Source organism: Kitasatospora sp. NPDC097605 (assembly GCF_040302725.1).
In the GTDB taxonomy this organism is placed as follows: domain Bacteria; phylum Actinomycetota; class Actinomycetes; order Streptomycetales; family Streptomycetaceae; genus Kitasatospora.
Genome location: NZ_JBEOSF010000039.1, coordinates 63251 through 87779 on the forward strand (window position 1 = coordinate 63251; position 24529 = coordinate 87779).

Sequence of the window (24529 nt, forward strand, 5' to 3'; positions counted from 1 at the left end):
GCCACGACGGACAGCGATCGATCGAGGGACGGAGAGAGATGTCGGCGGAAGTGTTCGACGTGGTGGTGGCGGGGGGTGGGCCGGCGGGTTCGACCGCGGCCTCCCTCGTGGCCATGCAGGGCCACCGGGTGCTCCTGGTGGAGAAAGAGGCCTTTCCGCGGTACCAGGTCGGTGAGTCGCTGCTTCCGTCCACCGTTCACGGGGTGTGCCGGCTGCTCGGCGTCACGGACGAACTGGCGGGGACGGACTTCCCGGTGAAGCGGGGCGCGGCCTTCCAGTGGGGCGCCCGGCCGGAGCCGTGGGCGTTCTCGTTCGAGGCGTCGTCGCGCCTGACCGGCGCGACGGCGTTCGCCTACCAGGCGGACCGGACGAGGTTCGACGAGATCCTGCTGAACAACGCCAGGCGCAAGGGCGTCGTGGTCCGGGAAGGGTGCGCGGTCACCGCGGTGGTCGAGGAGGGCGGCCGGGTCACCGGCCTGCGGTACACCGACGCCGACGGCGGCGAGCACGAGGTCGGCGCGCGTTTCGTGGTCGACGCCTCGGGCCAGGGGAGCCCGCTGTCCTCCGGCGCCGGCGGCACCCGCGACCACGCGGAGTCCTTCCGCGCTCTGGCGCTGTCCGGCTACTTCGGGAACGGCTGCAAGCGGCTGCCGGAACCGCACGCGGGCGACACGCTCAACGTGGCCTTCGAGAAGGGCTGGTTCTGGTACGTCCCGCTGTTCGGCGGGCTCACCAGCGTGGGCGCGGTGGTGCGCCGGGAGTTCGTCGGCAAGCTCCCGGAGGACCGGGAGGAGGCGTTCACGGCGCTGATCGCCGAATGCCCGACCATCGCGGACCTGCTCTCGGAGGGGATGCGGGTGAGGGCCGGCAAGTACGGGCTGCTGCGCGTCCGCGAGGACTTCGCCCACCGGCGGACGACCTTCCGGCGCCCCGGGATGGTCCTGGTGGGCGACGCCGCCTGTTCCGTCGACCCGCTGTTCTCCAGCGGCGTCCATCTCGCCACCTACGGCGCCCTGCTGGCCGCCCGGTCGATCAACGCCGTCCTCGCCGGCGGTCTGGACGAGGAGACCGCCCTGGCCGAGTTCGAGTCGCGCTACCGCCGCGAGTTCGGGGCGTTCTCCGAGCTCGCCGAGGACTTCCACGCGATGACGGGCGAGGAGCTCCCGGACCCGGCGTCGCTCGTGGACCTGGCCGCCGGGGTGTCCTCGGGCGACGAGGCGCTCCCGGGCGGGCTTGTGGTCTCGCCCGACGGACTGACGTGGCTGCCCCGCCCGTCGAAGGACTCATTCGATCGTGAGGAGCAGAAGTGACCGAGCAACGGCTCTTTCTCCGGTCCGACGCCATCATCGAGCCACTGGTCGACCGGTTCTACGCCCAGCTGTACACCACGGCTCCCGTCACCGGCGCCATGTATCTCGCCTTCCGGCAGATCCCGATGCTGGAGTCCTACCTGCAGACCCCGGACTTTCACTTCTCGGGCAGCCGTGACCCGAGGTTCCGCGGCGGGTTCTTCGTCGGCATCGAGGCGGAGCGCAAGGACGAGGTCGAGGCGCTGCTGGCGGCCGTCCGGCGCGACAGCGCGGACGTGATCCGGTTCGCCCACGCGATCGCGGAGGCCGAGAAGCTCGTCCGGGAGGAGGCGACCGGCTACGACCTCAGGACGCTCTACCCGAAGCTCCCCCCTGAGCTGGCGGGTCTGGTGGAGGTCGCCTACGACACCGCCAACGGGGCCTCGCTGAACTTCCTGGAGCCGCTCGTCTACACGAGCAAGGCCTACAACGAGGACCGCCAGTCGATCCAGCTCTCGGTGGAGACGGGCATCGAGCGGCCGTTCGTGATGAGCACCCCGCGGCTGCCCTCGCCCGACGTGCTGGAGCTGGACATCCCCTTCCGGCACCCCGGCATCGAGGAGCTGTTCCGCTCCAGGATCCGGCCCACCACCCTGGCCGCGCTCCGCGAGGCGCTGGAACTCGGCGACGCGCAGGCCGCCAAGCTGGCCCGCCTGCTGGTCGCCGAGCCGGGGGCGGCCGCCGACCGCCACCTGACGGCCGGGGCCAGGATCCGTTACCTGGGGCACGCCTGCCTCCTGCTGCAGACGCCCGAGGTGTCGATCCTCACGGACCCCTTCCTCAGCGCCGACACCGCCGCGACCGGCCGGTACACCTATGACGACCTGCCCGACCACATCGACTACGTCCTGATCACGCACGGGCACTCCGACCACCTCGTGTCCGAGACCCTGCTGCAACTGCGGGGCCGGGTCGGCACGTTCGTCGTGCCGAGGAGCTCGCGCGGCAATCTGTGCGACCCGTCCCTGGCGCTCTTCCTGAAGACCCTCGGGCTCCCCGTCATCGAGGTGGACGACTTCGAGGAGGTGGCCTTCCCGGGCGGGAAGATCGTCGCCACGCCGTTCTTCGGGGAGCACGCCGATCTCGACATCCGCGCCAAGTCGACCTACTTCATCCGCATCGGCGGGAAGTCCGTCTACGTGGGAGCGGACTCCTCCGGCATCGACCCGGTGCTCTACCGCTACGTCCGCCGGCACCTCGGACCGGTCGACATCGCGTTCCTCGGCATGGAGTGCGACGGCGCGCCGATGAACTGGAAGTACCAGCCGATGTTCACCCAGCCGATCCCGAAGAAGATGAGCGAGACCCGCAAGCTGTCCGGCTCCGACGCCGCGCAGGCGAGCGCGATCGTCACCGAGTTGGGCGCCGAAGAGGTGTACATCTACGCCATGGGCGAGGAGAGCTGGCTCGGCCACGTCATGGCCACCAGCTACAACGAGGACTCCTACCAGCTCCAGCAGATCGCCGAGTTCGAGAAGTGGTGCTCCGGCAAGGGGATCAAGTCCGGCCACCTGCTCGACCGGGCCGAGTGGACCTGGTCGTAGCCGGGCGCACCGGGCGGCGGATCCCCGCCGTTCGGCACGGGCACGGACTTCCGGGACCGCGGAGTTCTCCACCCTCCGCGGTCCGGGCGGAAGGCCGTGCCCGTCGGCGTGCCGGCGCGCCGGCGTATCGGGACGGTCGGGCGCAGCCGGCGCATATCGTCCGCGTGTCGAAAACCGCATACGCGCCGGCAACGTCCGGTCGTCTTCACTGGTGCCATGTCTCGAACCCAGCCGGCAGTGCGAACGACGACCCGGAGACCGTCCTTGGGGTGGCCGCCGCGACGGCGCCCGCGCGCGCACCGGAGGCGGGAGCGGACGGCGGCGCGGGGCCCCTGGAAGCGCGGCCCGGTGTTCACTGCGTGCGCGCTGCTGCTCGGCCTGCTCCTGCTCCTGCACGGGGCGCTCCCGGACTGGGCCGGTCTGGGCAGTCTGGTGGAGACCTTCCTGCCGTGGTTCGGCCTGCCGGTCCCGGTACTGCTCGCCGGGGCGCTGTGGCGCCGCTCCGCCGCCTCGGGCGTCGCGCTGCTGCTGCCGGTCACCGTGTGGCTGTACCTGTTCGGCGGCCTGCTCGGCGACGGGACCCACCGGGGCGGCGATCTCACCGTCGTCAGCCACAACGTCGCCGCCGAGAACCGCGATCCGGCCGGCACCGCCCGTGAGCTGGCCGCCTCCGGCGCGGACGTGCTGGCGCTGGAGGAGCTGACCGACCGGTCCACGGGCACCTACGAGACGGAGCTGGCGACGGCGTACCCGCACCACACCGTGCAGGGCACGGTCGGGCTGTGGAGCAGGCTGCCGCTGTCCGACACCCGGCCGGTCGACGTGCTGTGGGACACCGCCGGGCCGTCGGCCGGCAAGCCGCGGCCCGGAGGCGCCCCGGTGGAGCCGCCTCGCGGGCTGCGCACCACGGTGGCCACCGCGAAGGGGCCGGTGGCCGTGTACGTGGTTCACCTGGGCTCCGTACGGGTGATGCCCAGGGGCGGCTACTGGACGGAGCAGCGGGACACCGGCGCGACGAAGCTCGCCGCGGCGGTCGCCGCCGAGCGCGCCGAACGGCTGGTGGTGCTCGGTGACTTCAACGGCACGCTGGACGACCGTGCCTTCGACGGCCTCACCGCGCAGCTGCGGTCGGTCCAGGAGGTGGCCGGGGACGGGTTCGGCTTCAGCTGGCCGGCGTCGTTCCCGGTGGCGCGGATCGACCAGGTCCTGGTCCGCGGCGTGGACCCGAAGAGCGCCTGGCTGCTGCCGGCCACCGGCAGTGACCACCGGCCGGTGGCGGCCGCGGTCGGCTGGTAAACGCCTTCGGCCCGACGGTTGGTGACATATCGTCGGCGTATCGAGAACCGCATACACCCGGGCAACACCGCACGAGATTGACTGGCGACATGTCCTACAACTCCTCCAGCGAACCACGTCGAACCGCCGCCGGGACAGCAGCCGCCGGAAGTCCGGTCGTCAGGCCGATCGGCGCCGCCGAGCACCTGGCGTTCGTGCGGGCCCAGCGGTCGGTCAGCTTCCTGCAGACCCCGGCGTGGGGCCGCGTCAAGACCGAGTGGCGCAGCGAGTCCCTCGGCTGGTTCGACGGTGAGCACCTGGTCGGCGCCGGGCTGGTCCTGCACCGCCCGGTGCCGCGGCTCGACCGGTTCACGCTGGCGTACCTGCCCGAGGGGCCGGTCATCGACTGGAGCGGCGAACTCCGCGGGTGGCTCGATCCACTGGCGGCGTACCTCAAGGAGCACGGCGCGTTCGCGATCCGGCTCGGCCCCCCGGTGGAGACGGACAGCTGGAGCGCCGCCCAGGTCAAGGAGGGCATCGCCGACCCGGGCATCCGGCGGCTGACCGACCTGCCGCGACTGGGAGGCGGCCCGATCGGCGCCCGGGTGAGCAACCGGCTCAGGGAGGCGGGCTGGCTGCCGCAGAACCCGGAGGACGGGTTCGGGGTCGGGCACCCGCAGTTCAAGTACGTGGTCCCGCTGGCGGGCAGGACCGAGGACGAGCTGTTCAAGGGCATGAACCAGCAGTGGCGCCGCAACATCAAGAGGGCGGCCAAGGAGGGCGTCGAGGTCACGGTCGGGGACGGGACGCCGGAGGAACTGAAGGCCTTCCACGACCTCTACGTCCACACCGCCGAGCGCGACCACTTCACCCCGCGTCCGCTGCGCTACTTCGAGGTCATGTTCGCGGCGCTCAGCGCCGAGGACCCCGAGCGGATCAAGCTCTACCTGGCCCACCACCAGGGCGACCTGGTCGCCGCCACGATCCTGGTCCGGGTCGGGGCCCACGCGGTGTACTCCTACGGCGCCTCCGCCACTGCCAAGCGCGAGGTGCGCGGCTCCAACGCCTGCCAGTGGGCGATGATCCGCGACGCGCTCCGGGTCGGCTGCGACGTCTACGACCTGCGCGGCATCACTCCCACCCTCGACGCCGACGACCCGCACGTCGGCCTGGTGCAGTTCAAGGTGGGCACCGGCGGCCGGGCGGTGCGCTACGTCGGCGAGTGGGACCTGCCGTTGCGGCCGATGGTCTACCGGGTCTTCGACCTCTACATGAAGCGGCGCGGACGCTGAGCCGTGCCGGCTACGCGAGCGCGGCGGCGACCTCGTCGAGGCGTGCTCCGCGGGAGGCCTTGACCAGGACGACGTCACCGGCGGCGAGGCGGTCGCGCAGCCAGCCGACGGCCGCGTTGTTGTCGGCGAGGACCACGGACCGCTCTCCCGCGCCGTCGGCGATCGGCCGGGCCCCCGCGCCGACGGCGGCCACCACGTCGGCGCGGGCGGCGGCGTACGCTCCGACGGCGCGGTGCTCCGCCTCGCTGTCGTCGCCGAGTTCGAGCATCTCGCCGAGTACGGCGATGCGGCGCCGGCCCTCGATGGCCGCCAGCGCGTCCAGGGCGGCGCGGGTCGAGTCGGGGTTGGCGTTGTAGGAGTCGTTGATCAGCGTCGCCCCGCAGGCGAGGCCGCGTGACTCCATCCGCCACGGGGACAGCGAGGCGGTGGTCAGCGCCGCCGCGGCCGGGCCGAGGGGAACCCCGGCCGCGAGCGCCGCCGCCGCGGCGGCCGAGGCGTTGAGGGCCTGGTGGGCGCCGACCAGCGGCAGCGCGACCCGGGCCGAGGCGGCGGCCGTCCGCAGCGTGCAGGACGGCCGGCCCAGCCGGTCGAGCGCCAGGTCGAGCACCCGGACGTCGGCGTTCTCCGCCCGGCCGAAGGTCAGGACCGGGCCGTCGGTGAGCGAGCGCATCGCGGACACGCCGGGATCGTCGGCGTTGAGGATCGCGGTTCCGCCGGGCGCGAGGCCCCGCACCAGTTCGCCCTTGGTCCTGGCGATGGCGGCGCGCGACCCGAACTCGCCGAGGTGGGCCAGGCCGACGTTGAGGACGACGGCGATGTCGGGCGCGACCAGGCCGGTGAGCTTGGCGATGTCGCCGAGGTGGCGGGCCCCCATCTCCAGGACGAGGAACCGGGTGTCCGGGTGGGCGCGCAGCATGGTGAGCGGCACACCGAACTCGTTGTTGAGCGAGCCGGCCGTGGCGACCGTCGGCCCGGCGCCCGAGAGCACGGCCGTCAGCAGGTCCTTGGTGCCGGTCTTGCCCTGCGAGCCGGTCACCCCGACGACGGTCAGTCCGTCCCGCAGCCGGGCCACGACATGGGCGGCGAGCGTCTGCAGCGCGCTCCGGACGTCCTCGACGACGACGGTGGGCAGCGGCGTGGCCCGGGAGCCGAGCACGGCCACCGCGCCGGCCCGTCCGGCCTGTTCCGCGTGGTCGTGGCCGTCGGTGTGCCGGCCGGCGACGGCCACGAAGAGGCCGCCCGGCTCGGCCCGCCGGCCGTCGAGCACGGCCGGCGCGGTCACGACCGCGGAGCCGTCGCCCTCGGACTTTCCTCCGACGATTTCGGCGATCTCGCCGACGCTGAGCGGGATCACGGGGATTCTCCGGAGGCCGTGGCTGGTGTTGGGGAAATCATGCCCACAGTCAAGGGAGCGGGACGTATCACGGGCATATCGAAAACCCCATACGCTCCGGATAGCCCGGGGCGCCTTGACTGGGGGCATGACCCACAGCGAGAGGACCCGTATCACCGTGTACGGGTGCGGTCCGGACGAAGCCGATCTGTTCCGGGAGCTGGCGCCCGGATTCGGTGTGCGGCCGGCCGTCACCGACGCGCCGGTGTCCGAGGCCACCAGTGAACTGGCCGCCGGCAGCCGGTGTATCAGCGTCGGCCACAAGAGCCCCGTTACCCGTGCCACGCTGCGCGCCCTCGGCGGACTCGGCGTGGGCTACATCTCCACGCGGAGCATCGGGTACAACCACATCGACGTGGCGTACGCGGAGAGCGTCGGAATCCTGGTCGGGAACGTCTCCTACTCGCCGGACAGCGTCGCCGACTACACGTTGATGCTCATGCTGATGGCGATACGGGACGCCAAGGCCATCGTCCGCCGCACCGACGCGCACGACTACCGGCTGAGCGAGGTGCGCGGTCGGGAACTGCGCGACCTGACCGTCGGTGTGATCGGGACGGGGCGGATCGGCACGGCGGTCCTGGAGCGGCTGCGGGGCTTCGGCTGCCGCGTACTGGCCCATGACAACCGCCAGGCGGGCCGCCCCGGTGCCGCGGTCGAGCGCGTTCCGCTCGACGAACTGCTGCGGCGCAGCGACCTGGTGACGCTGCACGTGCCGCTCACCGCGGCCACCCACCACCTGCTGGACCGGCGGGCCCTGGCGCGGATGAAGGACGGCGCGGTGGTCGTCAACACCGGACGCGGTGGGCTCATCGACACCGAGGCCCTGTTGCGGGAACTGGAAGGCGGCAGGCTCGGCGGCGCGGCGCTCGACGTCGTCGAAGGCGAGGAGGGGGTCTTCTACGCCGACTGCCGGGACAAACCCTTGGAAAGCAAAGCGCTGTTGCGGCTGCAGGAGCTGCCGAACGCACTCATCAGTCCGCACACCGCCTATTACACGGATCACGCCCTGCGTGACACCGTCGAGAACTCTCTCATGAACTGCCTGGCATTCGAAAGCGGGAATCAGCATGGCTAGGTTGAAGGTCGGCATCATCTTCGGGGGCCGTTCCGAGGAGCACCTCGTCTCCGTCAAGTCCGCGCGGGAGGTGGCCCGGAACCTGGATCCCGACGTGTACGAACCCTTCTACGTCGGGATCACGAAGGACGGCGCCTGGAAGCTCTGCGACGGGCCCGAGGGCGAGTGGGAGAACGGCGACTGCCGGCCCGTCGTGCTGTCGCCGGCCGGCGACGTGCACGGACTGCTCGTCCTGGAGGAGGGGAGCTACCGGACGGTCCGGCTGGACGTCGTGCTGCCCGTGCTGCACGGCAGGCTCGGGGAGGACGGCGCGATGCAGGGCCTGCTGGAGCTCTCCGGCATCCCCTACGTCGGCTGCGACGTCCAGAGTTCCGCCCTGTGCATGGACAAGTCGCTGGCCTATGTCGTCGCCGCGAGCGCCGGGATCGCCACGCCGGAGTTCTGGACCGTCACGGCGGACGAGACCATCGATCCCGCCCTGCTCGGCTATCCGGTCTTCGTGAAGCCGGCCCGGTCGGGATCGTCCTTCGGCGTCACCAAGGTGTCCCGGGCGGAGGAGCTCGCGGGCGCGGTGGAGACGGCGCGGCAGTACGACGCGAAGGTGCTGATCGAAGCGGCGGTCGTCGGCAGCGAGATCGGCTGCGCCATCCTCGGCAACGGGTCGGAGCTCGTCGCGGGCGAGGTGGACCGGATCGCGCTCTCGCACGGGTTCTTCAGGATCCACCAGGAGGACTCCCCCGAGACCGGTTCCGAGAACTCCGTGGCGGTGGTTCCCGCCGACATCCCCGAGGAGTCGCGGCTGCGCGTCCAGGAGGCGGCCAAGGCGGTGTACCGCGCCCTGGGGTGCGGCGGCCTCGCGCGGGTCGACATGTTCCTCAAGGAGGACGGGCAGGTGGTGCTCAACGAGGTCAACACCTTTCCCGGAATGACCTCGTACAGCCGCTATCCGCGCATGATGGCAGCCGCGGGCATTCCGCTCTCCGAGGTGATCGACCGCGCCGTCTCCCTCGCCCTGACGGGGAAGTCCCGATGACCTCGCTGATGGACGGCTTCGTCTACGTGGACGAGGCGGTGCCCGGAATACGCTGGGACGCCAAGTACGCCACCTGGGACAACTTCACCGGCAAACCGGTGGACGGGTACCTGGCCAACCGGGTCGTCGGTACGACGGCGCTGTGCGCGGCGCTGGAGCGGGCACGGGAGCGGGCCGAGGCCCGGGGGTTCGGCCTGCTGCTCTGGGACGGCTACCGCCCGCAGCGCGCGGTCGACCGCTTCCTGGACTGGTCGCGGCAGCCGGAGGACGGCCGGACGAAGGCGCGGCACTATCCCAACATCGGCAGGGCCGAGATGTTCGAGCAGGGGTACGTGGCCGCCAAGTCCGGCCACAGCCGGGGCAGCACCGTCGATCTGACGATCTATCACCTGGCCACGGGGGAACTCGCCGCCATGGGCGGCGACCACGACCTGATGGATCCCGTCTCGCACCACGGCGCGGGGGGGATCACGCCCGTCGAGGCCGGGAACCGCGAGCACCTGCGGTCGATCATGGAGACCTGCGGCTTCCACTCCTACGCGTACGAGTGGTGGCACTACACGCTCGCCGACGAGCCCTATCCGGACACCTACTTCGACTTCCCCATCGTCTAGGACGCCGGCCCCGCCGAGTCTAGTCGCCCGGCACTGATCCGGGGTGCCCGTCCAGGAGCCGGCCCCACCCGGGGTCCTCGACAGCTGTGACCTGCGGCCACCGCCGTATCGTCGCTCGATCCGAGTCACGATGCGACGGTGGCCGCACCCGTCCCGGCGCCGGCCCCGAGTCGCAAGATCGGAAATCCACGCTCGGAGCGCCCGGCATTCGCCGTTAGGCGAGTGCTGCGATTCGTGCAAGGTGTTACGCTGCCTCAGCGGTTCAATCTGATGGAAAATTCATTCAAGGCGGGGGGAGTTGAATGGAATCGATCTTCTGTAAGATCCCTTAGTGCGGCGCGATGCCGGGGTGGCGAGATGCGCAAAGGTCATGGACGCGAGGCCGGCGGCGGGGAGTCCCGCGGCGCCCTTCCCGCGTAGATTCGGGTGACTGGTCCTCGAATGCCCGCCGAGCCTCCGGTGTCCGAGGCTTCGGGGGTTCTGACCTGGCAGGACCGGTATTTCGCCCGAGGTCGATGGTCTAGACCCGACACGATTGTCCGATATGACGGCGTTCCTCGGTCATGTCACGGAACGGAACGCATGCCTGATCCAACGGGGGATCTTCTGAGTGCCTTTCACAGATCCGTGTGCAGGAAATCAGATCATGAGGGGATGGCGTTGGAGCACGAGCAGGAACAGAAGGACCAGCAACGGACGGTAGTCGAAGTAGAGATCAGTTTGCTGTTGACCGCCGACTCGCCGAGGACCTCGGGGGAGGACCCGGACCACGTGGAGGCGCTCTCCGCGGTGCGGTCCCCGCTTCCGCCCATCCTCGTGCACCGTCCGACGATGCGTGTCATCGACGGACGCCACCGGGTGCGAGCGGCTGAACTGCGGGGACAGGACAGGGTCGCCGTCAGCTTCTTCGAGGGCAACGAGGCCGACGCGTTCGTGCTGGCGGTCGAGTCCAACACGAAGCACGGCCTTCCCCTGTCGAAGGCCGACCGCAAGCGGGCGGCCGCGCGGATCATCACCTCGCATCCGCAGTGGTCGGACCGGATGATCGCCTCGGTCGCCGGTATCGCGCCCGGCACGGTGGCCGACATGCGCCGGGGGCTTCCCGGGGCGTCCGCCGCCGAGGAGAGCCGGATCGGCCAGGACGGCCGGGTCCGTCCGGTCAACGCCGCCGCGGGACGCAGGCTCGCCGGAGAGCTCATCGCCGACAACCCGAGCCTGTCGCTGCGTCAGATCGCCCGGATGGCCGGGATATCCCCGGAGACGGCCCGTGATGTGCGAAGCCGGCTCCGGCGAGGGGAGGATCCGCTGCCGGGCCGCCGGGGAAGGGCGCCGGAGCCCGCGAACCTGGAGGTCAGGGCCGTGGCGGCACCGCGCGGCATCGGTGTCGCGGCGGTGCCCGGCAGGACCACGACGCAGGATCCCAGTGTGGTCGTGGAACGGCTCAGGGCGGATCCGGCGCTGCGGCTCAGCGAGACCGGACGCACCCTGCTGCGGCTGCTCAACGTGCACACGATCAACGCGCAGGAGTGGCAGCGGATCATCGACAACGTGCCGCCCCACTGCAGCGGCATCGTGGCCCACCTGGCCGACGAGTACGCGGGGATGTGGTCGGAGCTGGCCCTTCGGCTGGGGCGCCGGGAGGCCGAGAGCGCGTAGCCCGCCCTCGCCACGTCCAAGCGCCGAAAACGGTCAGTTGGTCGTCGATACGGGGCGGTGGCGTCGCCGAAGTCCTCCGGTCACGCGGTGGAGGACTTCGGCGACGCGCGCTCGTCAGGCCGGGACGAAGGTGCGGAGCCGCCGGGCCGCGGCGACGCCGTCGCAGCCCGACAGGCCCAGGGCGTCGCGGAGTTCGTCGGCCAGCAGGTCGAGCACCCGGCGTGCGCCGGCCTCTCCGGCCGCGGCCAGGCCCCAGATCAGCGGACGGCCCACCAGGACACCGGACGCCCCGAGGGCGAGCGCCCTGAGCACATCGGTGCCGCTGCGGACGCCGCTGTCGAACAGCACCTCGCATCCGTCCCCCGCGGCCGCCGCCACCTCCGGCAGCGCGGCGATGCTGGGCACGGCGCCGTCGAGCTGGCGGCCACCGTGGTTGGAGACCACGACCGCGTCGACCCCGGACTCGGCCGCCCGCCGCGCGTCCTCGGCCGCCAGGACGCCCTTGAGCACCAGTGGCAGCCGGGTCCGCTCGCGCAGGGCCGCCAGCGAGGACCACGTCGTCGCGGACGAGAAGGCCAGGCCGGTGTGGACGGCCACCGCGGAGGCGCCGGCGTGCTGCCGGTGCGCGGTCGAGCCGGTGCTGACATGGGCCGCCCGCACGTGGTCGGGCAGCGCGAAGCGGTTGCGCATGTCGCGCACCCGGCGCCCCATCCACGGCACGTCGACGGTGAGCATGATCGCCTGGCAGCCGGCGTCCTCGGCCCTGCGGACGAGCTCCAGGCACCGCGCGGCGTCCCGGAGCCAGTAGAGCTGGAACCAGACCGTTCCGCCGATCGCGGTGATCTCCTCGACCGGCACGCTGCTCAGCGTGCTCACGGTGAACGGCACGCCCGCGGCCTTGGCCGCGCGGGCCGCCGCCGACTCGCCCTCGGGATGGACCAGCCGCTGGTAGGCGACGGGCGCGACGGCGACCGGCACGGGGACGGGGCGGCCGAGCAGGGTGGAGTCCGTGGTGCACCGCGACACGTCGGTGAGCACCCGGGGGACGAGGAAGACGCGGTCCAGCGCGGTGCGGTTGGCGTCGAGCGTGGTCTCGGCGCCGCTTCCTCCGGCCACGAAGTCCCACACCTCGGCGGGCAGCGCCGCCGCGGCGGCGTGTTCCACGTCGGCCAGGCAGAGGGCCTGGTCGGCCGGGACCTCAGCGCCGTGGCCCACGCTGCCCGGTCCTCTCCAGCTCCACGGCCTCGTAGAGCGCCTTGATGTTGGCGCTGCCGAAGGTCTCGGCTCCCTGGCGTTCGATGACCTCGAAGAACAGCGTGTGCCGGAGGTGGGTCGACGCCGTGAAGATCTGGAAGAGCCGGCCGCCGTGGTCCTCGTCGGCGAGCACGTTCGTCGCCCGGAGGTCGTCCAGCCTGGACCCTCGGAGGTCGATCCGCTCGCCCAGGAGGTCGTAGTAGGCCGGGGGAGTGGTGAGGAAGCCGACGCCCCGGCCGCTCAGGGCCCGCACCGAGCGGACCGCGTCCGCCGAGGAGAAGGCCAGGTGCTGGACGCCGGGCCCCTGGTGGGCCTTGAGGAACTCGTCGATCTGCCCCGGATCCGCCGAGGGGTCGGGCTGGATGAGCGTCAGGGTCACCGAGCCCGACGGGCTCTGCACCACCTTCGACTCCATGGCCTGCCTGCCGACGACGATGCGCTCCTCGAAGACGCACCGGAACCCGAGGGCCGCCAGGTAGTAGTCCACGGTGGGGTCGAGGTCGCCGGTGTTCAGGCAGACCGCGACGTGGTCGAGGTCGAGCAGGCCCACGTCGCCGCCCGGGTCGTCGGCGGCCCGCGGCGCCGGGGAGAAGCCGGCGGGCAGCCCCGGGCCCTCCCCGGGAGCGCGCTGGACGAGCGTGTGGGCGACGTCCCCGAAGCCCTGGAGGACCGCCGTCACGGCCGGCCCGTCGCCCGGGTGCGGGGTCGGCGGGGTGTGGACGCGGGCGCCGTTCGCGACCGCCGCCTCGAAGGCCGCGGTCACGTCGGCGGTGCGCAGGGCGATGTCGGCGACACCGTCCCCGTGGGAGGCGACGTAGGTCGAGGCCGCGTGCTCGTCCGAGGTGGCCTCGGTGAGGACCAGGGTGATCCGGCCCTGGCGCAGCGCGACGCTCCGGTGATCGGCGAATTCGCCGGAGCCGACCACCGTGAAGGCGTAGGTGTCGACCCAGGTGCGGACAGCCGTCTCCAGCTGTTCCACATACATCTCTGTGTAGTCGACGGAGAGATCCGCCAGCGGATCCGTCACCTTTGCTGATTTGCTCATGACTGTCCCCATGTCAGGAGAAGAAGGGTCGGATTCCGTGAACTGTAATCGACGGTCCAGCGGAATTGAAAGCGGACGACCGTTCGGCAGCTGGACTCCCGGTCCGTCCGCTATTGACAGCCGGGTCGTACAGGAATGTGACAGGTTATTCCGGCCGTGGCCGGCGGCCTTTTCGCGCGGGTCACCCCTGGAGCTGCACGGACGGCTCCGCGCTGACCTGCGCCACCGCCGGCATCGCGCCGCCCGGGACATTTATGCCCAGTTGGACGGCGGTTGTCAGAACGCCGCCCCGTGTGTGAGCCTGAGCCGGTGAATCCCCACCCTCATTGACATGTCCTGCGTGGGGGAAAACACGAGGGAATTCGTCGACGAGGCCGCGCCCGGCCGCCCGGCGCGATTTCCCTCGCGTCCGGCCGTCCTCGCCCGCACGAGGAAACCGCCCGAGGAAACCGCCCGAGACCGAACATCCGGATCCCGCGCTCCGAGGAGAGTCGTGTCCGCACAGATCATCCCCCGTCTGCTCCTGGCGCTGCCGGTCGTGATCCTCGCCTGCCGTGTCGGCGCCGCGCTGCTCCGCCGGCTGGGGCAACCCCCCGTCGTGGGCGAGATCGTGACGGGCATCCTGCTCGGTCCCTCACTGCTCGGCCGGCTGTGGCCGCAGGCGCAGTCGTACCTGTTCCCGCCGGGGGTCACGGACCACATCGACGTGCTGGGGCAGCTGGGGCTGCTCGCCTTCATGTTCCTGATCGGGCTCGAACTCGACCTCGGCCACCTGCGGGGCAACGGCCGCGCCGCGGCGGTCATCAGCCAGGTCAGCATCCTGCTGCCCCTGCTGCTCGGCGGGTTGCTCGCGCTGGGCCTGTTCGACTCGTTCGCCCCCCAGGGGACCGACCGGGTCGCCTTCGTGCTGTTCGTCGCCGTCGCCATGAGCATCACCGCGTTCCCCGTGCTCGCCCGGATCCTCACCGACCAGGGGCTCTACCACACGGCCATCGGCAGCCTGGCCATGGCGTGCGCCGCCGCGAGCGACATCATCGCCTGGTGCCTGCTCGCGCTGGTGGTGGCCTTCGTCAAGGGGGGAGCCCCGACCGAGTCGTTGACGACCGTGGCGCTGGTGCTGGCGTACTTCGCGGTGATGACGCGGGTGGTGCGTCCGCTGCTCGTCCGGCTGAGCCGCTGGAAGCGGGCCGCGGCGGGAGGCGAGGGGCAGGACGGAACCGTCCTGGCGCTGTTGTTCGGCGGCACCTGCCTCTCCGCGCTGGTGACCGACGCCATCGGGGTGCACGCCCTCTTCGGCGCCTTCCTGTTCGGTGTGGTGACGCCGAGGCGTTCCACCGTCGTCGAGCGGTCCGCGGCCCGCCTGCGGTCGGTGGCGGTACCGCTGCTCCTGCCGCTGTTCTTCGTGACGACGGGACTGCGTACCGACATCGGCATGCTGGCCGCCGATCCGGCGCAGTGGCTGTGGCTCGGCGCCGTGCTCCTGGTGGCGCTGGTCGGGAAGTGGGGCGGCGGCAGCGTCTCGGCGCGGCTGAGCGGACGGCCGTGGCGCGAGGCGCTGTCGCTGGGCGCGCTGATGAACTGCCGAGGTCTGACCGAACTCATCGTCCTCAACATCGGATTGAACCTCGGGGTGATCAACGAGGAGCTGTTCACGATCCTGGTCCTGATGGCCCTGATCACGACCGCCCTGACGTCGCCCGTGGTCCGGGCGCTCGGCCGGCGCGAGGAGCCGCGGGAGCGGAACGCGCCGCCGGTGCACGAGCCCGATCCGGTGCAGCCGTAGGGCCGGTGACGCCGGCCGCCCCGTCCGTCCGTTGTCCGTCGTCCGTCGTCCGTCGTCCGTCGGAAATTCTTGGGAGCCGATCTTGGCTGTGCACGCGATCGCCCACGTCGAGCTGTACACGCGGGACAGGAGACCCGCCGTCGATCACCTGGTCGTCACCTCGGGACGGGGCATCTGGACGTCCCTGGACGCCTTCGGCGACGGTGTCGCCGGCATCGCCCTGACCTGCGACGACGTGGCGTCCACCCGGGCGGCGGCGGTGGCCCGATGACCCGGCCGGGGCTGGAGCCGGGTGCGCCGCTGTCCACGGCGCACCTCCACGCCAGTGTCGCGGACCCGGTGCTGGACACCATGAACTTCCTCAACGAGATCACCCACCGCTACCCGGAGGCGGTCTCCTTCGCACCCGGCCGTCCCTACGACGGGTTCTTCGAGACCGAGCAGATCTTCGACCACCTCCGCCGCTACCTGGACCACCTGGAGGCCAACGGCGCCTCGCCCGGCCGGATCCGCTCCGCGCTGTTCCAGTACGGGCCGACCAGCGGGCAGATCCGGGAGCTGATCGCGGACTCCTTGCGCAAGGACGAGGGCATCGACGTCCCGGCGGAGTCGGTGGTGGTCACGGTGGGCTGCCAGGAGGCGATGTTCCTCACCGTGCGGGCGCTGATCCGGGATCCGCGGGACGTCCTCCTGGTGTCCAGCCCGTGCTACGTGGGAATCGTCGGTGTCGCCGCCCTGCTGGACGCCAACCTCACCCCGGTCGAGGAGGGCGACGAGGGATTCCGCTGCGAGGACCTGGAGGCGGCCGTCGTCGCGGAGCGGGCGCGCGGTCGCCGGCCCCGGGCCTTCTACGTGACCCCCGACCACTCGAACCCCTCGGGAACCACCATCCCGTTGGAGACCCGGCGGCAACTGCTCGACCTGGCGGACCGGTACGACTTCCTGATCCTGGAGGACAGCCCGTACCGGCTGGTCAGCCCGGGGCGGCAGCTGCCCACCCTGAAGTCCCTCGACCGGGCGCGGCGGGTGGTCCACCTCGGTTCGCTCTCCAAGACGCTGTTCCCCGGCGCCCGGGTGGGGTACGCCGTCGCGGACCAGCCGGTGGTGGACGCCGCCGGACGGCCGGGGTTCCTGGCGGCCGAGCTCACCAAGATCAAGAGCATGGTGACGGTCAACACGCCCTCCCTCAGCCAGGCCGTCGTCGCCGGCATGCTGCTCTCCGCCGACGGGCGGGCCGCCGAGCTGAACGTCGAGACCGCCGCGTACTACGGCGACGCGATGCGGACCACGCTGGCCCGACTCGCCGAGGCGTTCCCCGCGCGGGAACGGGAGGCGCTGGGCGTGCGCTGGAACGAGCCGAGCGGCGGGTTCTTCCTGTCGCTGACCGTCCCGTTCCACGCCGACAACGCGGCGCTGGAACGCTCGGCGGAGCGGTTCGGGGTGCTGTGGACCCCGATGTCCTACTTCTACCCGCGCGGCGGCGGGGAGCGGGTCATCCGGCTCTCCGTCAGCTATCTGACGCACGCCGAGATCGCCGACGGCGTCGAGCGGCTGGCGCGCTTCATCAAGGACCAGGCGGCCGGGACCTGAGGCCGCCGCCCCGGCCCCGGGACCGTCCGGGGCCGGGTGGCACCGGGCCCGCGGCGAACCGTCGCGGGCCCCGTCGGACAGAGAAGGGGCTCAGCACGTGAGCGCAGCAGTACGACTCGTTCGCAGCAAGACCCGGATGTGGGGGTGGACCTTCCGATGACCACGAGCCTGAGCCTTCCGGCCGCCGGCACCGGCCTCTTGGAGCCGGCCGGCCCCGATCCGAAGAACGGCGCGGGCGTCGCCCGCATCACGGGTGTCGGCACGGCGACCACCGGGATCTCGTACACCCAGTCCGAGCTGCTCGACATCTTCGGGATCACCGATCCCAAGGTCCGCTCGGTCTTCCTCAACAGCGCCATCGAGCGCCGCTTCCTCTCCGTCCCGCCCCGGGACGCCGAGGGCGCCGTCCTCCCGGAGACGCAGGGCGAACTGCTCGACAAGCACAAGCGGGTCGCCCTGGAGATGGGGGCCCGCGCCATCCGCTCCTGCCTCGACGACGCGGGCATCGAGCTGTCGGACATCGACTACCTCTGCTGCACGACCACCACCGGATTCCTCACCCCCGGACTGAGCGCGCTGCTGATCCGCGACCTGGGGATCCCGCCCCGGACCAGCCGGGTGGACGTGGTCGGAATGGGCTGCAACGCCGGCCTCAACGCCCTCAACGCGACCGCGAGTTGGGCCCACGCCAACCCCGGCAAGGTCGCCGTGCTGCTGTGCTCGGAGGCCTGCTCCGCCGCGTACGTGATCGACGGCACCATGCGCACCGCGGTCGTCAACAGCCTCTTCGGCGACGGCGCGGCCGCGATCGCCCTGGTCGCCGACGGCCCGGACACGGCCCACGGGTCCGCGGACGGTCCGCCGGCACCCGGCAACCCGCGCGTCCTGGGTTTCGCGAGCCATCTGATCACCGAGGCGTCCGAGGCGATGCGCTACGACTGGGACGGCGACCAGGGGAAGTTCAGCTTCTACCTGGACCCGTACGTGCCCTACGTGGTGGGCGCCAACGCGGAGCAGGTCGTCGACCGCCTGCTCGGCAACGCCGGGCTGCGCCGCAGCGACGTCAGCCACTGGCTGGTGCACTCCGGCGGCAAGAAGGTGATCGACGCCGTGCGGGTGAACCTGGGGCTCACCCGCCACGACGTGCGGCACACGACCGGCGTGCTGCGTGACTTCGGAAACCTGTCGAGCGGTTCCTTCCTGTTCTCCTACGAGCGGTTGCTGCGGGAGGGGGTCACCCGGGCCGGCGAGTACGGCGTCCTGATGACCATGGGACCGGGTTCGACGATCGAGACCGCACTGGTGCAGTGGTGAGGGGTAAGCAGATGAGGAACAGGATCACGGCCGCCTCGCCGGAGCACGCCGACCGGACGGAGCCGGACGTCCTGCTGCTGAGGATCGACGGTCGCCGGCCCGTCTCGGCGGAGTCGGTCTCCGCGGTGAACGGCGTCTGCGACGCCGCCGAGGACGACCCGGCGCGCGCCCGGGTGGTGGTCGAGGTGTCGGGCCGCCCCGAGGGGCGGCCGCCCGGGGACCTGACGGTCGCGACCGTCAGCAAGTGGGAACGCGCGGTCCGCCGCCTCGAACGGCTCCCCGCTCCGACCGTCGCCGTCGTGGACGGCGACTGCGGCGGGATCGCCCTGGACGCCCTGCTGGCCACCGACTACCGCATCGCGACCGGCGCGGCGCGCCTGGTGCCGGCGGTCGACGGCGGAGCCACCTGGCCGGGGATGGCCGTCTACCGGCTGGCCCGGCGCGGCGCCGGGGCCTCCGCGATCCGCAGGGCGGTGCTCTTCGGCACACCGGTCGAGCTCGCCGAGGCGCTGGCGCTCCAGCTGCTCGACGAGGTGGCGGCCGACCGGGCGACCGCCCGCGCCCTGGCCGCCGCGCGCGCCGGCGCCGTCTCCGGGAGCGAGCTGGCCATCCGCCGCCAACTGCTGGACGACGCCGTCGCGACCGGCTTCGACGAGGCGCTCGGCGTCCACCTCGCGGCGTGCGACCGGGCGCTGCGCAGGGCGGCGGCCGTCGAGGTCGCGCCGTGATCCGCGACCGGGTCGGGGCGGGCGTGCCGGAGGCCGTCCGGGTGGTGGGCGGCGCCCTGCCCGCCGCCCGGACGGCCCTGGCCGGGACCGCCCTGCGCACCGACGAGCTGCTGGCCGCCCTGCCCGGTCCCGAACGGCGCTCGGCGGAGCAGCGGGCGGCCGCCCTGAACGCGGTCGAGGCCGCGCGCACCGTGCGGGCCGCCTTCCTCGACGCCCACACGGACGCGGTCTACCACGAGCTGACCGAGGGCCGCGGCCGTCACCTCAGGATCGGGGAACTCGTCCGGGCCGCCGCGCTGGCCTTCCCCGGGCTGGTGCCCACGGAGGAGCGGCTGGCCGCCGAACGCGGCCGGCCGCAGGCGGCCAAGGAGGGGCACGAGATCGACCAGGGCCTCTTCCTCGGCCGGGTCCTGCGCTCGCCCCGGTCCGGCCCCCATCTGGTCGACGCGATGCTGCGTCCGACGCCGCGGGCGCTGGCCCTGCTGCCGGACTTCCGGGCGGACGGGAAGGCCGATCTCGGCTCCGTGCGCCTGGAGCGCGTGGACGGCGTGGCCCGGCTGACGATGTGCCGGGAGGACTGTCTGAACGCGGAGGACGACCGGCAGATCGACGACATGGAGACCGCCGTCGACCTCGCGCTGCTCGACCCCGCGGTCGAGGTGGGCCTCCTGCGCGGCGGTGTCATGACGCATCCGCGCTACCGCGGCCGACGGGTCTTCAGCGCCGGCATCAATCTGAAGTCCCTGCACGGTGGCGGCATCTCCCTCGTCGACTTCCTGCTGCGCCGGGAACTCGGCTACATCCACAAGATCTGGCGGGGCCTGTGGGACGACTCCGGCGCGCACTGGTCGTCGCGGACCGTCGAGAAGCCCTGGGCGGCCGCCGTGGACACCTTCGCCATCGGAGGCGGTACCCAGCTCCTGCTGGTCTTCGACCGGGTGCTGGCCGCCTCGGACGCGTTCCTGAGCCTGCCCGCGGCCAAGGAGGGGATCGTCCCCGGGGCCGCCAACCTCCGGCTGGCCCGCCGGGCCGGCAGCCGGCTGGCCCGGCAGGTGATCCTGGACGGCCGGCGGATCTGGGCGCGCGAGCCGGACGCCCGGCTGCTGGTCGACGAGGTGCACGAGCCGGAGGACCTCGACGAGGCGATCGAGCGGACCCTCGGCCGGCTGCGCGGACCGGCCGTGCTGGCGAACCGGCGGATGGTGAACCTGGCGGAGGAGAGCGTCGACGAGTTCCGCCGCTACATGGCCGAGTTCGCCGTCCAGCAGGCCCTGCGGCTGTACAGCTCCGACGTGCTGGACAAGACCGGCCGCTTCACGCTCGGGGCCCCGGCCCGAGGTGCGGAGTGAGCGGGGACGAGAGCCCTCGTGTCCGGTACGAGAAGAAGGACCACGTCGCGCGGGTGACGCTCGACCGTCCCGCCGTCCTCAACGCGATGGACCTGCGGACGCACGAGGAACTCGCGGCGGTGTGGGACGACGTCGAGGCCGACGACGGGATCCGGGTCGCGGTGCTGACCGGTGCCGGTGACCGCGCCTTCTCGGTCGGTCAGGACCTGCGCGAGCGGGCCCGGCTGGACGCGCGGGGCGCGCCGCGGACCAGCTTCGGCAGCCGTGGCCAGCCGGGCTGGCCACGGCTGACCGAGCGGTTCCGGCTGTCCAAGCCCGTGCTGGCCCGGGTCGACGGCTACGCGCTGGGAGGGGGGTTCGAACTGGCCCTCGCCTGCGACCTGATCGTCGCCTCGGACCGGGCGGTGTTCGCCCTGCCGGAGGCCCGGCTCGGCCTGGTGCCGGGTGCGGGCGGGGCCTTCCGGCTCGCCCGGCAGGTGCCGCTCAAGGCCGCGATGGGGTACCTGCTGACGGGACGGCGGATGACCGCGGCCGAGGCACTGGGCTTCGGCCTGGTCAACCAGGTCGTACCGGCCGAGGACCTCGACGACTGCGTCGCCGAGTGGACCGCGGACCTGCTGCGCAGCGCGCCGCTGGCGGTGCGGGCGATCAAGGAGGCGGTGATGCGGTCGGTGGACCTTCCGCTGGAGGAGGCGTTCTCCGCCTCGTACGCGTGGGAGGGCCGCCGCCGGCACAGCGAGGACGCGGTCGAGGGGCCGCGGGCGTTCGCCGAAGGGCGTCCGCCCCGCTGGCTGGGACGCTGAGGTCGTCGGGTCCGGCCGTGGCCGCGGGGCCGCGGCGTCGCTCCGGTCGAGCGACGCCGCGGGCCCCGGGGCCGGGTCGGTCAGACTGGGGGCATGACTGAGCGATCTCTGAGCACGGGTGCGAATGTGGCGGTCGACGCGGGTGCGGTCCGGGCGGAGCTGGGGTGGGTGGCCGGGGCGGGTGGGCCGGATGTCGACGCGTCGGCGGTGTTGCTGGCGGGGGACGGGCGGGTGCGGGGGGACGGGGACTTCGTGTTCTACAACCAGCCGCGGCACGCCTCGGGGGCGGTGCGGCATCTGGGGAAGGTGAGCGGTGGCGGCGGGGCGGTGGTGGACCGGGTCGAGGTGGATCTGGCGGCGGTGGAGGCCGGGGTGGAGCGGATCGTGCTGGCCGGGTCGGTGGACGGGGGTGTGTTCGGGCAGGTGCGGGGGCTGTCGCTGAGACTGGTCGAGGTGGGGACGGAGGCCGAGCTGGCGCGCTACGAGATGGCGGCCGGCCCGGAGACCGTGCTGATCGGCGGGGAGCTGTACCGGCGGGGCGGGCGGTGGAGGTTCCGCGCCGTCGGGCAGGGGTACGACTCGGGCCTCGCCGGGCTCGCCACCGACTTCGGGGTCACCGTGGAGGAGGACGGCGCGGGGGTGGCGGGGGCGGTGGTGGAGGAGGAGCGGCTGCCCGCCGAGATGCGGGAGCGGTTGTCGCTGCGCAAACGGCAGGTGGCGGTGAGTCTGGAGAAGCACGGGGCGACGGGGATCGTCGCGCGGGTCGTCCTGGTGCTGGACGCCTCGGGGTCCATGGCGGGCCTGTACGCCCGGGGCGTGGTGGCCGATGTGGTGGAGCGGATGGTGGCGGTGGCGACCCAGCTGGACGACGACGGGGCCATGCAGGCCTGGACGTTCGCGTCGAACCCGGCCAGGCTGCCCGATCTGCGGGCGGGGGACCTGCCCGAGTGGCTGCGGCACGTGCGGGTCGGGCAGCTGAGCGGTCTGTTCGGCCGGCGCCGGCGGCGTTCGCCGCTGCCGGAGGGGGAGGTCGACATGAAGGAGGTCGGCGTGGGCAACGAGGAGCAGAAGGTCATCGCCGAGGTCCGGGAGTACGTGCGCCGGCACCCGGCCGGGGCACCCACGCTGGTCCTGTTCTTCTCCGACGGCGGCGTCTACCGCAACGCGGAGATCGAGCGCGAGCTGCGGGAGGCCGTCGAGGAGCCGCTGTTCTGGCAGTTCGTGGGCCTGGGGCGGTCGAACTACGGCGTGCTGCAGCGCTTCGACGAACTGCCCGGCCGGCGCGTGGACAACGTCGGCTTCTTCTCGGTGGACGACATCAGCACGCTCCCCGACCCGGAGCTCTACGACCGGCTGCTGTCCCAGTTCCCCCGCTGGGTCACCGCCGCCCGCCGGGCCGGCATCCTGGCGTAGGCGGCCCGGGGCGGGGGGAAGACGGCGACCGGGCGGTCGTCCAGGGCGCCGTCCTCGGCGTCGCCCGGCGGGCGGGGGCTTGACGACGGACCCTACAGGTTGTTGAGGCTGGTGTGGTTCCACCAGCCCTGCCGGCCGGCGGTGAAGGCGACCTTGCGGGAGCCGATGGTGCCCTCGTAGGACTGGCCCTTGGTCAGGGGGCTCTTGGTGACGACGCCCTTGGGGTCCTTGATGGCCGGGATGGTGACGGCGGCGGCGTGGTCGAGGTCGGTCTGCTGGAAGCCGGTGGGCTGGACGGTGGTGATGACCTCGTCCCAGTTGGGGGAGGCGGCGAGCTGGTGGGCGAGGTGGATCTCGTCGCCCTGGCCGAAGGCGAGATAGGTGAGGTAGTCGGGGTAGGCGGTGGCGTTCAGCGGCTGGTAGAGGACGACGTCCTCCTTGCGGCAGGTGGCGGTGGTCTCGTCGAGGATCTTGGTGAAGGTCCGGCTGCCGGAGCTGTCCACGGTCACCCGTTCGAGCTCCACCGGCAGCGAGGTGCGGGTGCCGTCGACGATCTCCTGGAGCGGCCAGTGGCCCTCGGAGAAGAGCGAGTAGTAGACCTGCTTGTCCTCGTTCTCGCCGAGGTCCTTGAGGTAGGTGTCGCGCAGCGTCTGGGCCAGGCCGAACCTGCTGATCAGCTGGAAGGCGTGGACGGGGACGAAGTAGAGCGGGAGGTGGTAGACGAAGACGGTCTTGGTGCCGATGAGGAGGAAGCGGTGGCCGTGCCGTGGCGGGGCGTCGGCCTCCTCGGGCTGGGCGAGCACGTCGGGGGTGGTCATGGGGGCCTCCTCGGGGACGGGACCCGGCCGGCCGGGCGGCCGGCGGCGGGCCCCCAGGGTGGCAGATCGGGTACGACCGGCCGCCCCGTCGCGCGGTGGGTTCGCGAGCTTCACCCGGACGCGCTGTCACGGAAGCCCCGGATCACGGCGCCGGGCCCGGCTCCGGGGCCAGCCAGCCGAGCGCCGTCAGGGCCGCGTGGATGGCGGCCGCGCCGGGCAGGCCGGGGCGCAGCACCCGGGGGTCCCCGGCGAGGGCGGTGAGCAGGGCGGGCTCGGCGCCGCCGACCACCACCGCGTGGGCGCCGAGCGTGTACAGCGAGAGGTCGTTGCGGGAGTCGCCGGCCACCAGGACGTCCTGCGGCCGCCAGCCGTGCTTGCCGGCCAGGGCGCGCACGGCGTTGCCCTTGGACGCCGCGGGCGGCAGGACGTCGAAGTAGCGGTCCCCGGAGTACACCCAGGCGCAGCCGAGCGCCCCGACGGCGGCGGTGAGCTCGTCGGTGAGGTGACGCGGCGCCAGGCGGTAGGAGCAGCGGCCGGCCTGGAGGACGTCGTGCTGGTAGGCGAGGTCCGGGAAGCGGGCCAGCGCGGCGCGCACCCGGCCCGCTCCCGGCCAGCCGGTCCGCAGACGCTCCTGCAGGGCGTGGACGGGGGTGAAGTCCGTGCCGTCGGCGACGGTGGCGCCGACGTCGGCGATGATCCACCGGGGCCGCGGGACGAGCGGGTCGCGCAGGACCTCGCGGACCGAGGCGAGGCTCCGGCCGGTGGCGAAGACCGGGGTCACCTCGGGGTGGTGGCGCAACGCGTCCCGTAGCAGCCGCCGCTGGTCCGGGCTGCCGCCGAGCAGGGTGCCGTCCAGATCGGTGACCAGAATCCTCGACATCGGAGGACGCTAACACGGTCCCGGGCCGCGGTGAAGTGTGCACCTCAGCGGCGGTCGGCCCGCTGCACCGGCGCCCGCCGCTGCCCGTTCCCCGCCGTTCCCCGCCCGCAGCGGAGCCCGTCGGTGCACTCCTGGCTCTCCGTACACCGCCGGGCGGCCCTGGGCATGGCCGTCGCGGGGGCGCTTCACCACCGTGACGGTGGCCGGCCTGGTCTCCGCGCTCACCTGGCGGGCGGCGCGCTCCAGGCGTCGGCTCGCGCTGGCGATGCCGCCCGGCCTCGGCGGCAGCGGGCAGGGCACCAACCCGGAGCAGCTGTT

The 24529-nt window shown here is 72.5% G+C and carries 21 protein-coding genes; 16 read left to right on the top strand and 5 right to left on the bottom strand.

The features are described 5' to 3' along the window. Window positions 1-38 precede the first annotated feature (38 nt). The 4 genes from ABTX81_RS31875 to ABTX81_RS31890 all read left to right on the top strand — a co-directional run bounded on the left by ABTX81_RS31875 (window position 39) and on the right by ABTX81_RS31890 (window position 5460). Complete coding sequence (locus tag ABTX81_RS31875; protein WP_350552924.1) at window positions 39-1310, top strand: FAD-dependent oxidoreductase; 1272 nt, start codon at window positions 39-41, stop codon at window positions 1308-1310. Continuing rightward, window positions 1307-2893, top strand: a complete 1587-nt coding sequence (locus tag ABTX81_RS31880) for an MBL fold metallo-hydrolase (protein WP_350552926.1) — start codon at window positions 1307-1309, stop codon at window positions 2891-2893. Before ABTX81_RS31875 ends, ABTX81_RS31880 begins: the two co-directional genes overlap by 4 nt. Before the next feature lie 216 nt (window positions 2894-3109). After that, window positions 3110-4189 (top strand): endonuclease/exonuclease/phosphatase family protein, encoded by a 1080-nt coding sequence (locus ABTX81_RS31885; RefSeq protein ID WP_350552928.1) that lies wholly within the window; start codon window positions 3110-3112, stop codon window positions 4187-4189. An 89-nt stretch (window positions 4190-4278) separates the two neighbouring features. Further along, a complete protein-coding gene (locus tag ABTX81_RS31890; protein WP_350552930.1) occupies window positions 4279-5460 on the top strand; it encodes a lipid II:glycine glycyltransferase FemX in 1182 nt (393 codons plus the stop codon). A gap of 10 nt (window positions 5461-5470) precedes the next feature. Here the strand turns inward: ABTX81_RS31890 and ABTX81_RS31895 are convergent, their stop codons facing one another. Then, the gene (locus tag ABTX81_RS31895) at window positions 5471-6814 is read right to left on the bottom strand and encodes a UDP-N-acetylmuramoyl-tripeptide--D-alanyl-D-alanine ligase (protein WP_350552932.1); all 1344 of its coding nucleotides are present in this window, start codon (window positions 6812-6814) and stop codon (window positions 5471-5473) included. A gap of 127 nt (window positions 6815-6941) precedes the next feature. Between ABTX81_RS31895 and ABTX81_RS31900 the strand changes: the two genes are divergently transcribed. From ABTX81_RS31900 to ABTX81_RS31915, 4 genes are all read left to right on the top strand, one after another. Then, window positions 6942-7931, top strand: coding sequence for a D-isomer specific 2-hydroxyacid dehydrogenase family protein (locus ABTX81_RS31900; RefSeq protein WP_350552934.1), 990 nt, complete (start codon window positions 6942-6944; stop codon window positions 7929-7931). Beyond that, window positions 7924-8964 (top strand): D-alanine--(R)-lactate ligase VanA-Sc, encoded by a 1041-nt coding sequence (gene vanA-Sc / locus ABTX81_RS31905; RefSeq protein WP_350552936.1) that lies wholly within the window; start codon window positions 7924-7926, stop codon window positions 8962-8964. Before ABTX81_RS31900 ends, vanA-Sc begins: the two co-directional genes overlap by 8 nt. 5 nt (window positions 8965-8969) lie before the next feature. Continuing rightward, the gene (gene vanX / locus ABTX81_RS31910) at window positions 8970-9578 is read left to right on the top strand and encodes a D-Ala-D-Ala dipeptidase VanX (RefSeq protein ID WP_502892898.1); all 609 of its coding nucleotides are present in this window, start codon (window positions 8970-8972) and stop codon (window positions 9576-9578) included. Between the two features lie 831 nt (window positions 9579-10409). Further along, the gene (locus ABTX81_RS31915; RefSeq protein ID WP_350552940.1) at window positions 10410-11234 is read left to right on the top strand and encodes a ParB/RepB/Spo0J family partition protein; all 825 of its coding nucleotides are present in this window, start codon (window positions 10410-10412) and stop codon (window positions 11232-11234) included. A gap of 114 nt (window positions 11235-11348) precedes the next feature. Here the strand turns inward: ABTX81_RS31915 and ABTX81_RS31920 are convergent, their stop codons facing one another. Both ABTX81_RS31920 and hppD read right to left on the bottom strand, forming a co-directional pair. Continuing rightward, entirely contained in the window at window positions 11349-12449 is a 1101-nt protein-coding gene (locus ABTX81_RS31920; protein ID WP_350552942.1) for an alpha-hydroxy acid oxidase, read from the bottom strand. Further along, window positions 12433-13533, bottom strand: coding sequence for a 4-hydroxyphenylpyruvate dioxygenase (gene hppD, locus ABTX81_RS31925; protein WP_350552944.1), 1101 nt, complete (start codon window positions 13531-13533; stop codon window positions 12433-12435). Before hppD ends, ABTX81_RS31920 begins: the two co-directional genes overlap by 17 nt. 493 nt (window positions 13534-14026) lie before the next feature. Between hppD and ABTX81_RS31930 the strand changes: the two genes are divergently transcribed. The 8 genes from ABTX81_RS31930 to ABTX81_RS31965 all read left to right on the top strand — a co-directional run bounded on the left by ABTX81_RS31930 (window position 14027) and on the right by ABTX81_RS31965 (window position 22513). Further along, window positions 14027-15316 (top strand): cation:proton antiporter, encoded by a 1290-nt coding sequence (locus tag ABTX81_RS31930; protein ID WP_350552946.1) that lies wholly within the window; start codon window positions 14027-14029, stop codon window positions 15314-15316. Window positions 15317-15398: 82 nt separating this feature from the next. Further along, entirely contained in the window at window positions 15399-15587 is a 189-nt protein-coding gene (locus tag ABTX81_RS31935; protein ID WP_350552948.1) for a hypothetical protein, read from the top strand. Continuing rightward, window positions 15584-16906 carry an aminotransferase-like domain-containing protein gene (locus ABTX81_RS31940; RefSeq protein WP_350552950.1) on the top strand — a complete coding sequence of 441 codons (1323 nt, stop codon included), beginning with the start codon at window positions 15584-15586 and terminating at the stop codon, window positions 16904-16906. The genes ABTX81_RS31935 and ABTX81_RS31940 overlap by 4 nt, the downstream gene beginning before the upstream one ends. 156 nt (window positions 16907-17062) lie before the next feature. Beyond that, window positions 17063-18220, top strand: coding sequence for a 3,5-dihydroxyphenylacetyl-CoA synthase DpgA (dpgA, locus tag ABTX81_RS31945; protein WP_350552952.1), 1158 nt, complete (start codon window positions 17063-17065; stop codon window positions 18218-18220). 11 nt (window positions 18221-18231) lie between these two features. Beyond that, a complete protein-coding gene (dpgB, locus tag ABTX81_RS31950) occupies window positions 18232-18948 on the top strand; it encodes an enoyl-CoA-hydratase DpgB (RefSeq protein WP_350552954.1) in 717 nt (238 codons plus the stop codon). A gap of 44 nt (window positions 18949-18992) precedes the next feature. Beyond that, a complete protein-coding gene (gene dpgC / locus ABTX81_RS31955; protein ID WP_502892899.1) occupies window positions 18993-20297 on the top strand; it encodes a (3,5-dihydroxyphenyl)acetyl-CoA 1,2-dioxygenase DpgC in 1305 nt (434 codons plus the stop codon). After that, on the top strand, window positions 20294-21100 hold the full coding sequence (gene dpgD, locus ABTX81_RS31960; RefSeq protein WP_350552956.1) for an enoyl-CoA-hydratase DpgD: 807 nt from the start codon (window positions 20294-20296) through the stop codon (window positions 21098-21100). Before dpgC ends, dpgD begins: the two co-directional genes overlap by 4 nt. Before the next feature lie 93 nt (window positions 21101-21193). After that, window positions 21194-22513 (top strand): VWA domain-containing protein, encoded by a 1320-nt coding sequence (locus tag ABTX81_RS31965; protein WP_350552958.1) that lies wholly within the window; start codon window positions 21194-21196, stop codon window positions 22511-22513. 92 nt (window positions 22514-22605) lie between these two features. On the opposite strand, the gene ABTX81_RS31970 is transcribed toward ABTX81_RS31965, so the two are convergent. Further along, window positions 22606-23331, bottom strand: coding sequence for a hypothetical protein (locus ABTX81_RS31970; protein ID WP_350552960.1), 726 nt, complete (start codon window positions 23329-23331; stop codon window positions 22606-22608). Window positions 23332-23473: 142 nt separating this feature from the next. Beyond that, on the bottom strand, window positions 23474-24211 hold the full coding sequence (locus ABTX81_RS31975; protein WP_350552962.1) for an HAD family hydrolase: 738 nt from the start codon (window positions 24209-24211) through the stop codon (window positions 23474-23476). Window positions 24212-24529: the final 318 nt, after the last annotated feature.